Below are 14,866 nucleotides of genomic sequence, written 5' to 3' on the forward strand. Positions count from 1 at the left end.
GTGGTTGATACATTATATGAGCAAGGAAGACTGGCGATTTTAGCCAATAAAACTTCTTGACCAATCCCTGCCTCGGTTAAGGCGATCACACTTTCATTCCCAAAATCATCTTGGGCGATAGCGGATTCAGCAATCAAAAAGGCACCCGCCAAAATCAAGCATTTTAAGATTCGCATCGCCGCCCCCAATAACGATAATTCGGTTCACGTTAATATGATCAAATTGAACTCCATTTGAATAAATATAAGGCTGAGAACGAAAACGATATGTCGATCAGCCCGCCAGCGCCTTTTTCACCAGTTCGTTGACGACCTGCGGGTTGGCCTTGCCCTGCATCGCCTTCATCGTCTGGCCGACGAAGAAACCGAACAGCGCTTCCTTGCCGCCGCGATATTGGTCGACCTTGTCGCCATTGTCAGCCAGCACCTTGGTCACCGCCGACTCGATCGCACCGGTGTCTGAGGTCTGCTTCAGACCTTTTTCCTCGACGATCTTGCCGGGCTTGTCGCCGGTTTCGAGCATGATTTCGAACACCTGCTTGGCGATCGTGCCGCTGATCGTGCCGTCGGCGACCAGCGCCAGCAGTTCCGCGCCGTCGGTCGGGCCGACCGGGCTGGTGTCCAGCGTCTTGCCGAGGCGGTTAAGCGCGCCATAGAGTTCCGACAATAGCCAGTTGGCCGATGCCTTGGCGACGTCGCTCTCGCTCTTGCCCTGGATGCGCGCCGCCTCCGCCACCAGCGTTTCGAACCAACGCGCCGTGTCGGCGTCGGCGGTCAGCGTCGCGGCGTTATAGGCCGACAGGCCCAGCGCCTGCTCGTAGCGCTTGCGCTTGACGTCGGGCAGTTCGGGCAGCGAGGCGCGGCATTCCGCCAGAAACGCATCGTCCAGTTCCAGCGGCAACAGGTCGGGATCGGGGAAGTAGCGATAGTCGTGCGCATCTTCCTTCGACCGCATCGAGCGCGTCTCGTTGCGATCCGGATCGTAGAGGCGCGTTTCCTGCACGATCTTGCCGCCGGCCTCCAGCACGTCGACCTGACGGTTCGCCTCATGCTCGACCACGGCCATCACGAAGCGCACCGAATTGACGTTCTTCGTCTCGGTCCGGGTGCCGAATTCCTCGCCCGGCTTGCGCACGGACACGTTCACGTCGGCGCGCATCGACCCCTGGTCCATATTGCCGTCGCAACTTCCGACATAGCGCAGGATCGTGCGCAGCTTCGCCAGATAGGCGCCTGCTTCGGCGGGCGAGCGCATATCCGGCTTCGACACGATCTCCATCAGCGCCACGCCCGACCGGTTGAGGTCGACATAGGAGCTGGTGGGATGCTGGTCGTGCATCAGCTTGCCGGCGTCCTGCTCGACATGGATGCGCTCGACGCCGATCACCTTCGTGCTGGTGTCGGGATTCTTCTCATCCAGCACGATCTCGATCTGCCCCTCACCCACGATCGGGTGGTAGAGCTGGCTGATCTGATAGCCCTGCGGCAGGTCGGCGTAGAAGTAATTTTTCCGGTCGAAGCGCGACCACTTATTGATCTGCGCGTCGATCGCCATGCCGGTACGCACCGCCTGACGGATGCATTCCTGATTGGGCACGGGCAACATGCCGGGCATGGCCGCGTCGACCAGGCTGACCTGCGTGTTCGGCTCCGCGCCGAAGGCGGTGGCGGCGCCCGAAAAGAGCTTGGCGTTCGACGTCACCTGCGCATGGACTTCCAGGCCGATCACGACCTCCCACTCGCCGGTTGCGCCCTGGATGCGATAGCTGCTCATTTTTTCATGTTCCGATGATGAATATAGTTGATCGTGGTCAGGACCGCATTGCTGCCGAGCAGGCCGAAAACCCAACATGCCGTCAAGACGCGCAGGACGATGACTTCAAAGCCCAGTTCCGCTCCGGCATGATGCGCGAACAGCGCCGCCAGCAGCGCACCCGCCAGGAAAAGCCCGCCCATCCAGAAATCGCCGCGCAGGATGACCGCATTGCCCACGCACAGCCCCAGGATGAAGAGCGCGATGAGAACGAAGAATTTGGCCAGCAGCACATGGTCGAACGGCCGATTGTCGATATCGGTCAGCGAATTGCCGACATAGGCGCTCAGGATCGCGCCGAAGGCGACGTTCAGCGCATTCTGCGCCTCCCGCAGCACTTCGACATTGCGTTCCCGAAAACCGCCTGGCCTGAACATGCCTTCTCCGCCTCTGGCCCTTGTCTCTCTAGCTTACCACCACTTGCCTGGCCGTGCGACGAAGCCCGCCCGTTCCTCGATCGCCAGACCCGCGTTCAGAACCGTCTGCTCGTCCAGCGCCTTGCCGATGATCTGGAGGCCGATGGGCAAGCCCTGGCTGTCCAGCCCGCCCGGCACAGCCATCGCCGGCAGTCCGGCCAGCGACGCCGGTACGGTGAAGACGTCGTTCAGATACATGGCGAGCGGATCGGCCTGCTTCTCGCCCAGCGCGAAGGAGGCGCTCGGCGCGGTCGGCGTCAGCAGCAGGTCGCACTTCTCGAACGCCTGTTCGAAATCGCGCGCGATCAGCGCTCGGACCTTCTGCGCCTGGGTATAATAGGCGTCGTAGAAACCGGCCGACAGCACATAGGTGCCGATCATGATGCGACGCTTGACCTCTGGCCCGAAACCGGCGGCGCGGGTCGCGGCATACATGTCCTGCAAGCCTGCGCCATCGGGCAGGTCGCGCTGGCCGTACCGCACGCCGTCATAGCGAGCGAGGTTGGACGAGGCTTCGGCAGGGGCGATGATGTAGTATGTCGGCAGCGCGTACTTCGTGTGCGGCAGCGACACCTCGACCACCTCGGCGCCCGCATCCTTCAGCCAGGCAATGCCGCGATCCCACATGGCGGAGATTTCCGCATTCAGGCCATCGGGGCGATATTCCTTGGGAATACCAACCTTTTTGCCGCGCAGATCGCTCGACAGGCCGGCTTCCCACTGCGGCACGGCCAGGTCGAGGCTGGTCGAATCCTTGGGGTCGAAGCCCGCCATGACTTCCAGCAGGATCGCATTGTCGCGCACGGTCCGCGCCATCGGCCCGGCCTGATCCAGCGACGACGCGAAGGCCACGATGCCCCAGCGCGAGCAGCGGCCATAGGTCGGCTTGATGCCGGAAATGCCGGTGAAGGCGGCCGGCTGGCGGATGGAACCACCCGTGTCGGTGCCGGTCGCCGCCGGGCACAGCCGCGCGGCAATCGCCGAGGAGGAACCGCCCGAAGACCCACCGGGCGCGAGCGCGGCATTGCCGCCGTCATTGCGCCGCCAGGGCGAGATCACATTGCCATAATAGCTCGTTTCGTTGGACGATCCCATGGCGAACTGGTCGAGGTTGAGCTTGCCCAGCATCCCCGCCCCCGCGGCCCACAGCTTGGCCGACACGGTCGACTCATAGGTCGGCACGAAGCCTTCCAGCATATGGCTGGCGGCGGTGGTCTGCGTCCCTTCGGTGCAGAACAGATCTTTCATGCCGATCGGCACGCCGGCCAGCGCGCCCGGCGTTTCGCCAGCGGCTTTCGCCTTGTCCGCGGCGTCGGCGGCTTGCAGCGCCTTGTCCGGCGTTTCGACGATGAAGGCGTTCAGCGCCTTGGCGGCGGCGACGTTGGCGTTGAATGCGCTCGCCACTTCGCGCGCCGAAAAATCGCCTGCGCGAAAGCCGTCGCGGATGCCCGCGACCGTCAGATCAGTAATGTCGGTCATTATTCGATCACCTTGGGCACCGCGAAAAAGCCATGTTCGGCCTGCGGCGCATTGGCCAGCACCTTGTCGCGCACGTCGCCGTCGGTGACGACGTCCTGGCGCAGCCGCTGGTGGTTGGGGATGACGGCGGTCATCGGCTCTATGCCGGTGACATCCACCTCGCCCAGTTGCTCCACCCAGCCAAGGATGTTGTTGAGTTCGGGCACCATGGCCTCCGCTTCTGCATCCGTCACCGAAATGCGCGAAAGACTGGCGATCTTTTTCACGGTCTGAAGGTCTATCGACATGGGCCGCCGCTACCACCCGCGCCCGTCCGCTTCAAGCCGCTTTAGTGCCTCTTGCGCCCGCCCACGCCATGCGCCAGACAAGGGCGACAAATTCGGAGAGCATGGGTGGCCCGCAAATTCCTCTATATCATCGCGACCCTCGTCGTGCTGGTGATCGCTGCCTTGCTCGTCTACCGGGTGTGGGGGATGCAACTCATCCGGCTGGTGATGGTGCCGCGCGAAGCCTTCACCCAGCTTCAGCCGCTGCCCGCCAATGCCTATGACAGTGCCGATATGTGGATCGCCCGTCCCGACATCGTGAAGGACAATGTCGCGCTCTGGACCCCGGCCGGGGCAGCGCCGGCCAAGGCGGCGCAGAAGGCCGCCATCTTCTTCATCCACCCGACCAGCTACATCACCACCTTCGGCGATGCGCACTGGAACGCCCGGATCGGGGACAAGGACGCGGACGCGACCGCCCGCCGCTTCGTCATGGGCCAGGCCAGTGCCTTCAACGCCGCCGGCGCCGTCTGGGCGCCGCGCTATCGCCAGGCCAATTATGGCGCCTTCCTGACAGACAAGCCGGCCGGCGACCAGGCATTGGCCGCCGCCTACCGCGACGTGGCCCAGGCCTTCGCCGCCTTCCTGAAGGCCAATCCCACCGGCCCGCTGATCCTGGCCGGGCATAGCCAGGGATCGCGCCACCTGTTGCAACTGCTGCGCGAACAGGTGGCGGGCAAGCCCGTCGCCGACCGCATCGCCGCGGTCTATGCCGTCGGCTGGCCGGTATCGGTGGAAGCGGACCTGCCCGCGCTCGGCCTCCCCGCCTGCGGCCGGCAGGACCAGGCGCATTGCATCGTCAGTTGGCAAAGCTATGCCGAACCGGCCGATCCGTCCGCCGTGGTCGAGAGTTTCGAACGCAAGACCGGCTATACCGGCAAGCCCCGCAAGGGTACGCATATGCTCTGCACCAACCCGATCACCGGCGCCTTCAACGGCGCCGCCCCGGCCAGCGCCAACAAGGGCACGCTCGATGCGCGCGAGCAGGGCCAGCCGCCCAAGCTGCTGACCGGCATCGTTCCGGCGCGCTGCGACACCAGCGGCGTGCTGATGATCGGGGAGCCGGTCGACATGGGGCCGTTCACTCTGCCGGGCAATAATTACCATGTCTACGACTACAGTCTCTTCTGGGGCAATGTACGGGAAGATGCGCAGAAACGACTGGCGGCTTTCCTGAAGAAGTGACTTTGCGCTGAAGACATGACAGGGCGGGCGCCATGACATTGGTTACAACGGATCGCGCGGTCTTCCGCGCGGCGCTGCCGCAGGGCGGACGCCTCATCGGCATGGATGTCGGCACCAAGACGATCGGCCTGGCGCTGTGTGACGCCGAATGGTCGATCGCGAGTCCCGCCTACACGGTGACGCGCGGCAAGTTCAGCAAGGACAAGATCGGCCTCGCTGCCTTCATCACGCAGCAGCATGTGAAGGGAATCGTTATCGGCCTGCCCCTGAACCTGGACGGCACCAATTCGCCGCGCAGCCAGTCGAGCCGCGCCTTCGCCCATAATGTCGCCGACCTGGGCTGCCCGGTGTTGCTGTGGGACGAACGCTGGTCGACCCAGGCGGTGACCCGTACCCTGCTGGAAGCCGACGCGAGCCGCGCCCGCCGCGACGAACTGGTCGACAAGCTCGCCGCCAGCTATATCTTGCAAGGGGCGATCGACGGGCTGGTCGCCGGGATGGAGTGACATGACGATGCAGCCCCGACATCTTCTCTATGCCCTCCTCCTCGCCACCGGCGCGGGCCTGCCCATCGCGGCGCAGGCCGGCTTCTACAGCGGCGACGAACTCTATGCCGTCTGCACCACCGACAAGGACGGCAAGGATTATTTCGAGAAAAGCTATGAATGCGTCGGCTATATCAGCGGCGCGGTCGATGCGTTCAACACGACGCGGGAGGCCAACAAGCTCAAAAGCTGCATCCCCGGCGACGTGACGATCAATCAGTTGCGCGCGGCTACGGTCGATTATCTGGGCAAGAACCCGATCGACCGCAAGAAATCCGCTTCCTCCCAGGTCTTCGCCGCCACCCGCAAGGCCTGGCCCTGCCCGACCGCGACCAAGGGACCGGTGAAGAAGAAGAGCCGCAAGAAGCGCTGAGGGCGATAGGTTCGCCCGAAGGCTGGCTTGAGGATCATAGGCGACGCGATAATCGCCACGCTTTCTTGACCGAGGCCAAGCGCCTATGGCGGGGCATGAAACAAGCTCTCCTCGTCATCGACGTGCAGCCCAGCTTCGACCCGCCGGAATGGCAGGTTCAAGGCATTGCGCGGCTTGCATCTACCATGCTGTCGGTTGCGACCGTGGAGCGGCACGATGAGTCGGTTACGCCCTTCTGGGGCCAACTCGGTTGGAAACCGGCGCCCGACGATGATCCGTTGGTGCGCACGGACAGGCTGTTCGTGAAGCATGGTTATTCCCCGCCGGTCGCGCTGATCGCCTATCTCAAGGAAGAAGATGTCGGGCGCGTGCTTGTATGCGGCATTCAGGCGGACACCTGCTGTCTCGCTGCCGGGTTCATGTTGTTCGATGCGGGGCTATATCCGACCATGTTACAATGGTTGACGGTGGGGTCGTCGCTGGATCGGTCCGCGAACCTGGGCGCGCATCTGTGGCGACATCATTTCGGGGCTGAAAGCGTCATCGTCAACGAACAGGAACTGCCTGACGGCTAGCGACGTGTTCGCTCCGTGGCATGGACTATGGTCCTCGCACGGACCGAGGCCCACCCCATCCCCCAATCTCACCCCTCGAACGCCGCGATGATCGGGCATGGCCCCTCGTCGCTTGCATGGCATTGCCGCGCCAGCCGTTCCAGCGCATTGCGCGCCGCCTGCATCTCCGCAATCTTCACATCGAGCGCAGCGATCCGCTCCGCCGCCAGCGCCCGCGCGCGCGCCCGATCCTGCCCGGCGTCCAGATGCAGCAATTCGCCGATCTGCTCCAGCGTGAAGCCGGCCCCCTGCGCCGAGCGGATGAAACACAGCCGCCTTGCGTCCGCTTCGCCATAGCGGCGTATGCCCGTCCCCCGCGCCGGCGTTTCTAGCAGCCCGCGCCGCTGATAATAGCGCACCGTCTCCACCCCGACGCCACCGGCCTGCGCCAGCGCGGAAATCGTCATGCTCATCCCAAAAATCCTCGCTTGACTCCGTACCATGATACGGCCCCTATATGGGCTGCATCCGCCCCACTGCCAAGGATGCACCGATGACCAGCCCCGACCCCGGAACCGACGCCAGAACCGGCGCCAGCCTGTATCGCATGGTGATGCCCGGCCACACCTGTCCCTATGGCGTCAAGGCGCGCTGGCTGCTCGGGCGCCACGGCTATGCCGTGGACGATCACTGGCTGACGACCCGCGCGGAAACCGACGCCTTCAAGGTGCAGCATGACGTCAGGACCACCCCACAAATCTTCATCGACGGTCAGCGGATCGGTGGCCATGACGATCTGCGCCGCCTCCTTGGCCTCAAGGTGAAGGACGCCGGCGCGACCAGCTATGTCCCGGTGCTGGCGGTGTTCGCCGTAGCGGCGCTGCTGGCGCTGGCGGTCGACTGGCTGACCTTCCTGCCGCTCGTTTCCTTCATGACGCTGGAGCGGTTCGTCGCGATCGCGATGATGCTGCTCGCCATGCTGAAATTGCAGGATGTGGACCGGTTCGCGACCATGTTCCTGAACTACGACCTGCTCGCCCGCCGCCTGCCGCCCTATGGCCTCGTCTATCCCTTCCTGGAACTGGGCGCAGGCGTGCTGATGCTGACGCGGACGCTCGACTGGCTCTCGATCCCTGTCGCCCTGTTCATCGGCGGCATCGGCGCGGTGTCCGTCTTCCAGGCGGTCTATGTCGAAAAGCGCGACCTCAAATGCGCCTGTGTCGGCGGCAGCAGCAGCGTGCCGCTGGGCTTCGTATCGCTGACCGAGAATGTGATGATGGTCGCGATGGCCCTGTGGATGCTGGCAGGCATCCACTAGCCAAATGCGTGGATGCTGGCCGGCATCCACTAAACCAGACCACATCCGTTCGCTTCGAGCGAAGTCGAGAAGCCGCTGGCACAGCGCTCCCCGTCTCTCGACACGCTCGAAACGAGCGGAGGTTGGTTACTCCCCGTCCCGCCCATAGACATCGGGCAGGAACTGCACCCCGCCCGCGGTCGGCACCGCGGTCAGATAGGTCAGGAACACCGGCACCGGCTGGGGCAGTGGTTCATGCTGCTCGGGCGCATCGCTGTCGGTCGTCGGCGTCTTGCCGAAGAACCAGCGCCCCAGCCGCTGCGCATCCTCCAGCCGGACGCAGCCATTGCTATAATGGCGATCCTCCTTGGCGAACAGGTCGCGCTGGGGCGTGTCGTGCAGATATATGCCCAGATCGTTGGGGAACATGAACTTGATCCGCCCCATGGCATTGGTGCCGCCGGGCAACTGCCGCACGCGCACTTCGCTCTGTCCGGCCGCCACCGCCTGCCAGTCGATCGCGCTCTGCGCCAGCGGCGCAGGATTGGCGCTCCAGTCGGACAGCGCCTCATAGTGAAGGCTTTTCAGCGACGCGCCGCTCAGTATCTTGGGCGCAACCTTGCGCTCCACCAGGTCGGACGGGATGTTCCAATAGGGGTTGAGCGTCGCATAACGGATCATCCCCGCCATCAGCGGCGTCTGCGTCTCCTTCGTGCCGGCGACGACCTTCATCGTGCCGTCCAGCGCGCCCTTGCTATAATACCAGAGCCGCGCCGAGGCCGCGTCCACCACCACATGACGGGTCCAGGGGCCGGGCAGCACGCGCGCCCGCTCCAGATTGAGCGCCAGCAGCCGGTCGTAGCGGTCCGGCCCGTCGTTCAGCGCCGCGATCGTCATCGCGCCCGCGACGCCGTCGGGCTTGAGGCCATGGTCGGTCTGGAACGCCTTCACCTTCGCCGCCAGCGCCTTGTCATAGGCGACGCCGTCCGACAGGCCGAGCCGATGGCGCAGCAGCGTGATTTCCGGTGTCTTTCCGCCGGGGCGCAGCTTGACGCCTTCGGGGATCTGCACCGCGGGCAGTCCGCCCCATGTGTCGAGATAATGCGCCCGTGCGCTGCGCAACCGCATATAGAGCGGACTCATCCACCCGGCGGTCTGGATATAGTCGGTCAGGGACGGGGCGAGCGATGCGGCGCGCACGATATCGGCCGGGCTGGGCGGTTTGGGTTCCGCCTCCTGGTCGATATAGCGCATCTTCACGCCCCTGGCCGGGCGGCGCATGTCGCCGACCAGCGCGGCGAAGGCGCGCGACAGAGCCAGGTCGGCGCGGGCGAGCGCTTTCGGGCTGCCCTCGGTGTCGGCCACCTCGATCAGGCGCTTGAGGTCGCGCGCGTCATAGTCGCGCGGGTTCAGGCCATCGGCCTCGCTATCCTCGATCAACGCCAGCAGCGCGTCGGCCTGCGGTCCGATGCGATCCTTTTCCACCCAGAGCGGCCAGAAACCGCGCGGGCTGTAGAAATCCTTGAGCTTGCCGCTGACGCCCGCGCGAATTTCGGCGGCGACGCTCGATTGGGCGGCCTTGTCGGCCGCGCTGCTCTGCGCCAGCGCTCCAGAAGGCACCGCGGCGGCGGCCAGCAGGCAGGCGAGCAGCGAAAGCGAAGGGGCGCGACGAACTCGCCGCGCCCGAAATACCGCGTGGATCAGCCGCGTTCTCCCCGGCGCGACGGCGGCGGAGGCGGAGGCGGCGGGCAAGGCGGCCCCTGGACGGCGTGATAGATTCCGTCGGCAGTATAATATCCATCGACATAGCCGTCGCCATCGCGGTCGGCGGCGACGGTTCCGGCAATGGCGCCGGGGCCGACCGGCGGCGCGGCCGTGACCGGCGCTTCATTCTTGGCACAGGCGCTCAGCGCCAATAGACCGCCAGCGGCCAAAGCCAGATATTTATAGTGCATAAAAACTCCCTGAACGCCCCAGGCGGCAGGCCGCCTTGCGCCGTTAGACTCCTCGCCGCGACCCATGCGGCTCGACGTCAACGTGCAGGCACGGAATAAAATCCATTACCCGATCGAAATGACGATAAAGCGTGGCCTATCAGCGCCGAACCGCCATAGGAGAAAGTAAGGTGTTCCCGCGCCCATTAGATTCAGGCGACCCATTCCGCCGACGGGATGCCCTGCGCATAAAGCAGCACCGACAGGTCGCCATAGACGATCTCGGCCGCGGCGGCGGCGCGCGTCACCGGCTTGGCATGATAGGCGACGCCCAGCCCCGCGCCCTGGATCATCGGAATGTCGTTGGCGCCGTCCCCCACCGCCAGCGTCAGCGTCCGGTCGATGCCGCCCGCGATCGCCGCCTCCAGTTCGGTCCGCTTGCGCGCGGCGTCCACGATCGGCGTGGTGACGGTGCCCAGAAGCGCGCCGTCGGCAATCTCCAGCACATTGGCCACATTGGCGTCGAAACCGATCTCCGCCCCCACCGGCCCGGTGAAGCGGGTGAAGCCGCCCGACACAAGCAAAGTCTTCGCGCCCCGCGCCTTCATCGTGCGGACCAGCGCCTTGGCGCCGCCCATGATGACCACCCGTTCCTCGCGGCACTGATCGATGGCGCTGTCGGGCAAGCCCTTCAACAACGCGACCCGGCCATGCAGCGCGCCTTCGAAATCCAGTTCACCGCGCATCGCCCGCTCTGTGATCTCGGCAATCTGCGGTTTGATGCCCGCATAGTCGGCCAGTTCGTCGATGCACTCGACCGTAATCATGGTGGAATCCATGTCGGCGATCAGCAGCGTCTTTGCGCGGGTCGCAACCGGCTGGACGATCACGTCCACCTTGTCGCCCACGCCGTTCAACGCCGCGCGGGCCGCGACCGGATCGACGGCGAAGAAGATATCGGCCGCCTTGTCCTCGTCCAGCCATGCGACATCGCCCGGCTGGCATCCGGCGTCGCGCAACCGGTCGATGGCCTGTGCAATATCCCCCTGCCCGATCGAGCCACTTGCCACTAAGGTCGCGACGAACATGCACACTCCTGAACCATCATCGGGCGAATCCGGCCCGCGCGTCGCGCTTATTGCCGGGCCGACCGCCAGCGGCAAGAGCGCGCTCGCCATCGCGCTCGCCAAGGCCACGGGCGGCGTCGTCATCAATGCCGACGCCAGCCAGGTCTATACGGACCTTGCGATCCTGTCCGCCCGCCCCTCAGCCGAAGAGATGGGCGATGTGCCCCATCGCCTGTTCGGCCATATCGACGGGGCGGAAGCCTGCACCGCGCCGCGCTGGGCGGCCGAGGCGAAGGCGGAGATCGCCGCCGCCCATGCGGCGGGCAAGCTGCCGGTGCTGGTCGGTGGCACCGGCCTCTATATCCGCACGCTGCTGGACGGCATCGCCCCGGTGCCGGACATCGACCTCGACATCCGCGCCACCGTGCGCGCCCTGCCGGTCGCCGACGCCCATGCCGCGCTGACCCGCGAAGACCCCGAAGCCGCCGCCCGCCTTGCCCCGGCCGACACCACCCGCGTCGCCCGCGCGCTGGAGGTGGTGCGCTCGACCGGCCGCCCGCTCCAGCAATGGCAGCAGCATAAGGCAGGCGGCATCGCGGGCCGCATCACCCTGGCCCCCATGATCCTGCGCCCGCCACGCGACTGGCTGATCGACCGCTGCGACCGGCGCTTTGCGCAGATGATCGAACAGGGCGCGGTGGCGGAAGTGGCGGCGCTGCTGATCCGCAACCTCCATCCCGACCTGCCGGTGATGCGCGCGATCGGCGTGCCGGACATCGCGGCCTATCTGCGCGGAGACAGCGATCTGGACATCTGTATCGCCAAGGCGAGCCTGGCCACCCGCCAATATGCCAAGCGGCAATATACCTGGTTCACCAACCAGCCCCCACCCGCCTGGCCGCGCGAAGAACGAGAGATAGATGCTAAAATCATTGATGAATTAGCAACTAAATTACAACAATAGGGGTTGACCCGTCATTTTATGTCCACTAGAGGCAGCCTCCTTGCCATCGCAGGCGTGCTGTCGCAAAGGACGTCGCCCTGCACCCAGAACAGAAGGATTTTATCGTGGCCGAAAAGAGCGGCGCGGACATATTGGTCGAATGCCTGATCGATCTCGGTGTCGAGGTCGTGTTCGGCTATCCCGGCGGCGCGGTGCTGCCGATTTATGACGCGCTCTACAATCATCCCACGATCAAGCATGTGCTGGTCCGCCACGAACAGGGCGCGACCCACATGGCGGAGGGCTATGCCCGGTCGACCGGCAAGCCCGGCGTCGTGCTGGTCACGTCCGGCCCCGGCGCGACCAATGCGGTCACCGGCATCACCGACGCGCTGATGGATTCGATCCCCATGGTGGTCATCACGGGCCAGGTGCCCACGCAACTGATCGGCACGGACGCTTTCCAGGAAGCGGACACGATCGGCATCACGCGCCACTGCACCAAGCACAACTATCTGGTGAAGTCGCCGGCCAAGCTGGCCGAGGTCGTGCATGAGGCCTTCCATATCGCCACCACCGGCCGCCCCGGCCCGGTCGTCGTCGACATTCCCAAGAATGTCCAGATCGCGACCGCGCCCTATGCGAAGCCGGAACTGAAGGTCCATGCCAGCTACCATCCGCAGACAAAGGCGGATGCGGCGGGCATTGACGCGGCGGTCGAAATGCTGGCGGCGGCGGAACGGCCGATCCTCTATACCGGCGGCGGCGTCATCAATGCCGGGCCGCAGGCCAGCGCCTTGTTGCGCGAACTGGCGGCGCTGACGGGCGCGCCCGTCACCTCGACCCTGATGGGTCTGGGCGCTTATCCCGCGTCCGGGGACGCATGGCTGGGGATGCTGGGGATGCACGGCACCTATGAAGCCAATTGGGCGATGAATCAGGCGGACCTGATCCTGTGCATCGGCGCGCGCTTCGACGATCGCGTGACGGGCCGACTGGATGCCTTCGCGCCCAACAGCCGCAAAGTCCATATCGACATCGACCGCAGCTCGATCAACAAGATCGTCGATGTCGATGTCGCCATCGTCGCCGACGTCGCCAGCGCACTGGACGACATGATCGCGCTGTGGAAGCAGCGCGGGCACCAGAAGGCGGATCTGACGCAATGGTGGGCGCGGATCGACGGCTGGCGTGCGAAGCGCAGCCTGGACTATGCCGAAAACGGCGTCGAGATCATGCCCCAGCGCGCGATCGCCGACCTGTACAAGGCGACCCAGGCGACCGGCAAGGATGTCATCATCACCACCGAAGTCGGTCAGCACCAGATGTGGGCGGCCCAGCATTTCGGCTTTGAGGCGCCCAATAAATGGCTGACCTCGGGCGGGCTCGGCACCATGGGCTATGGCTTCCCGGCCGCCATCGGCGCGCAGATGGGCAATGCCGACAGCCTGTGCATCTGCATCGCGGGCGACGCTTCGGTCCAGATGAATATCCAGGAACTGGGCACCGCCAGCCAGTATCGCCTGCCGGTGAAGCTGTTCATCCTCAACAATGAATATATGGGCATGGTCCGCCAGTGGCAGGAACTGACCTATGAAAGCCGCTATTCCAACAGCTATTCGGACAGCCTGCCCGACTTCGTGAAGCTGGGCGAAGCCTATGGCTGGACCGGCATCCGCATCGAGGGGCCGCAGGAGCTGGAGGCCGGCATCCGCCAGATGCTGGAAACCGACGGCCCGGTGATCGTCGATTGCCGCGTCGCCAAAATGTCCAACTGCTTCCCGATGATCCCGTCGGGCGCGGCGCACACCGACATGCTGCTCGACCCCAGCCAGGTCGAAGGCGTGATGTCGGACGAGGCGAAGGCGCTCGTATGATGGCCATCCTGTGACGCAGCATCTGAAGCTCCGCATCCATGTGACGGAGCCCTGGGATTTCGAACGGATCGCGGGCATGGCCGACATTACCGGCTGGACCACCGATCATGCCGACCCGGACAATGAGGAATGGGAAGTGCATCTGGACGAAGGGTTCGATTTTCACGAGCGGCATATCGGCACATTGCTGGCCGGTCCCCGCTATGTGGGCGAACATCTGGTCCGCATGTTCGATGCGGTGACGGGTTTTCCCGTTCGCCTCGCCCATCGGCAGGACGGCGGCTGGCACTATGCCTTCACCGCGATGATTTCGCAGCGCTATGACGATCATGATGATGGCGCGGTTACGGATAACGGGACAAGCATCTGATGCATATCCAGGAAGAACTCAGCCAGCGGCACGTTCTGTCGCTGACCGTTTCGAACGAGGCGGGCATATTGGCGCGCATCGCGGGCCTGTTCACCGCGCGCGGCTATAATATCGACAGCCTGACCGTGGCGGACATCACGCAGGACCATGGCGTCAGCCGCATCACCATCGTCACCAACGGCCCGCCCAAGGTGATCGACCAGATCATCGCCCAGCTCGACCGGCTGGTGCCGGTGCACAAGGTCACCGACCTGACCGAAGCCGGTCCCTTCGTCGAGCGCGAACTGGCGCTGGTGAAGGTCGCGGGCACGGGCGAGGACCGGATCGAGGCGCTGCGCCTGGCCGACGTGTTCCGCGCCAAGGTGGTCGATACGACGATCGAGAGCTTCATCTTCGAGATTACCGGCACCACCGACAAGATCGACAATTTCGTCGCCCTGATGCGCCAGATCGGCCTGGTCGAAGTCGGCCGCACCGGCGTCGTCGGCCTGATCCGCGGAAAAGAGGCGAACTGATCTAAATTCCCTCTCCCCTTGTGGGGGGGGGGAGGGTTGCGCAGGCTAGGCGGCGCAGCCGCCTGGTCGAAGCTGGGAGAGAGGGCAGCGACCTCACGGCCGCCCCCACCCCTCTCCAACTCCATCTGGGTCCGGCTTCGCCGAACCAAGATTTCATATCCTCTCCCCCGGCG

The 14,866-nt window shown here is 64.8% G+C and carries 17 protein-coding genes; 9 read left to right on the forward strand and 8 right to left on the reverse strand.

Annotated features, from left to right (window positions below; translation table 11 throughout):
- Positions 1–273: 273 nt before the first annotated feature.
- Genes gatB through gatC form a run of 4 tightly spaced genes read right to left on the reverse strand, consistent with a single transcriptional unit; the run spans position 274 to position 3,994 of the window.
- A complete protein-coding gene (gatB, locus tag K9B33_RS12550; RefSeq protein ID WP_224549176.1) occupies positions 274–1,773 on the reverse strand; it encodes an Asp-tRNA(Asn)/Glu-tRNA(Gln) amidotransferase subunit GatB in 1,500 nt (499 codons plus the stop codon).
- Positions 1,770–2,189 (reverse strand): hypothetical protein, encoded by a 420-nt coding sequence (locus tag K9B33_RS12555; protein WP_224549177.1) that lies wholly within the window; start codon positions 2,187–2,189, stop codon positions 1,770–1,772. The genes gatB and K9B33_RS12555 overlap by 4 nt, the downstream gene beginning before the upstream one ends.
- A 33-nt stretch (positions 2,190–2,222) precedes the next feature.
- Positions 2,223–3,707, reverse strand: coding sequence for an Asp-tRNA(Asn)/Glu-tRNA(Gln) amidotransferase subunit GatA (gene gatA, locus K9B33_RS12560; RefSeq protein ID WP_224549178.1), 1,485 nt, complete (start codon positions 3,705–3,707; stop codon positions 2,223–2,225).
- The gene (gene gatC / locus K9B33_RS12565) at positions 3,707–3,994 is read right to left on the reverse strand and encodes an Asp-tRNA(Asn)/Glu-tRNA(Gln) amidotransferase subunit GatC (protein ID WP_224549179.1); all 288 of its coding nucleotides are present in this window, start codon (positions 3,992–3,994) and stop codon (positions 3,707–3,709) included. The genes gatA and gatC overlap by 1 nt, the downstream gene beginning before the upstream one ends.
- A 105-nt stretch (positions 3,995–4,099) precedes the next feature.
- Between gatC and K9B33_RS12570 the strand changes: the two genes are divergently transcribed.
- The 4 genes from K9B33_RS12570 (at position 4,100) to K9B33_RS12585 (ending at position 6,711) form a co-directional block, all read left to right on the forward strand.
- A complete protein-coding gene (locus K9B33_RS12570; protein ID WP_224549180.1) occupies positions 4,100–5,218 on the forward strand; it encodes a DUF3089 domain-containing protein in 1,119 nt (372 codons plus the stop codon).
- 32 nt (positions 5,219–5,250) lie between these two features.
- Positions 5,251–5,724, forward strand: a complete 474-nt coding sequence (gene ruvX, locus K9B33_RS12575) for a Holliday junction resolvase RuvX (protein WP_224549182.1) — start codon at positions 5,251–5,253, stop codon at positions 5,722–5,724.
- A gap of 1 nt (position 5,725) precedes the next feature.
- Positions 5,726–6,136: a Rap1a/Tai family immunity protein gene (locus K9B33_RS12580; protein WP_224549184.1), complete on the forward strand. Its 411-nt coding sequence runs from the start codon at positions 5,726–5,728 to the stop codon at positions 6,134–6,136.
- 95 nt (positions 6,137–6,231) lie between these two features.
- Complete coding sequence (locus K9B33_RS12585; protein WP_224549186.1) at positions 6,232–6,711, forward strand: isochorismatase family protein; 480 nt, start codon at positions 6,232–6,234, stop codon at positions 6,709–6,711.
- Positions 6,712–6,779: 68 nt separating this feature from the next.
- On the opposite strand, the gene K9B33_RS12590 is transcribed toward K9B33_RS12585, so the two are convergent.
- Positions 6,780–7,163, reverse strand: coding sequence for a MerR family transcriptional regulator (locus tag K9B33_RS12590; protein WP_224549188.1), 384 nt, complete (start codon positions 7,161–7,163; stop codon positions 6,780–6,782).
- An 80-nt stretch (positions 7,164–7,243) separates the two neighbouring features.
- On the opposite strand from K9B33_RS12590, the gene K9B33_RS12595 reads away from it, so the two are divergent.
- Entirely contained in the window at positions 7,244–8,008 is a 765-nt protein-coding gene (locus tag K9B33_RS12595) for a glutaredoxin family protein (protein ID WP_224549190.1), read from the forward strand.
- Positions 8,009–8,134: 126 nt separating this feature from the next.
- Here the strand turns inward: K9B33_RS12595 and K9B33_RS12600 are convergent, their stop codons facing one another.
- From K9B33_RS12600 to serB, 3 genes are all read right to left on the reverse strand, one after another.
- Positions 8,135–9,625, reverse strand: a complete 1,491-nt coding sequence (locus tag K9B33_RS12600; protein ID WP_224549359.1) for a murein L,D-transpeptidase — start codon at positions 9,623–9,625, stop codon at positions 8,135–8,137.
- Positions 9,626–9,687: 62 nt separating this feature from the next.
- The gene (locus tag K9B33_RS12605; RefSeq protein ID WP_224549193.1) at positions 9,688–9,942 is read right to left on the reverse strand and encodes a hypothetical protein; all 255 of its coding nucleotides are present in this window, start codon (positions 9,940–9,942) and stop codon (positions 9,688–9,690) included.
- Positions 9,943–10,133: 191 nt separating this feature from the next.
- Positions 10,134–11,009, reverse strand: a complete 876-nt coding sequence (serB, locus tag K9B33_RS12610) for a phosphoserine phosphatase SerB (protein WP_224549195.1) — start codon at positions 11,007–11,009, stop codon at positions 10,134–10,136.
- On the opposite strand from serB, the gene miaA reads away from it, so the two are divergent.
- The 4 genes from miaA to ilvN all read left to right on the forward strand — a co-directional run bounded on the left by miaA (position 11,008) and on the right by ilvN (position 14,693).
- Positions 11,008–11,952, forward strand: coding sequence for a tRNA (adenosine(37)-N6)-dimethylallyltransferase MiaA (gene miaA, locus K9B33_RS12615; protein WP_224549197.1), 945 nt, complete (start codon positions 11,008–11,010; stop codon positions 11,950–11,952). The two genes, serB and miaA, sit on opposite strands and share 2 nt — an antisense overlap.
- 104 nt (positions 11,953–12,056) lie before the next feature.
- Positions 12,057–13,808 (forward strand): acetolactate synthase 3 large subunit, encoded by a 1,752-nt coding sequence (locus K9B33_RS12620; protein WP_224549199.1) that lies wholly within the window; start codon positions 12,057–12,059, stop codon positions 13,806–13,808.
- A 10-nt stretch (positions 13,809–13,818) separates the two neighbouring features.
- Entirely contained in the window at positions 13,819–14,178 is a 360-nt protein-coding gene (locus K9B33_RS12625; RefSeq protein ID WP_224549201.1) for a hypothetical protein, read from the forward strand.
- Positions 14,178–14,693 carry an acetolactate synthase small subunit gene (ilvN, locus tag K9B33_RS12630; protein ID WP_224549203.1) on the forward strand — a complete coding sequence of 172 codons (516 nt, stop codon included), beginning with the start codon at positions 14,178–14,180 and terminating at the stop codon, positions 14,691–14,693. The genes K9B33_RS12625 and ilvN overlap by 1 nt, the downstream gene beginning before the upstream one ends.
- The last annotated feature ends 173 nt before the right edge of the window (positions 14,694–14,866 follow it).

Origin of the sequence: Sphingobium sp. 3R8 (assembly GCF_020166615.1) — a bacterium.
In the GTDB taxonomy this organism is placed as follows: domain Bacteria; phylum Pseudomonadota; class Alphaproteobacteria; order Sphingomonadales; family Sphingomonadaceae; genus Sphingobium; species Sphingobium bisphenolicum.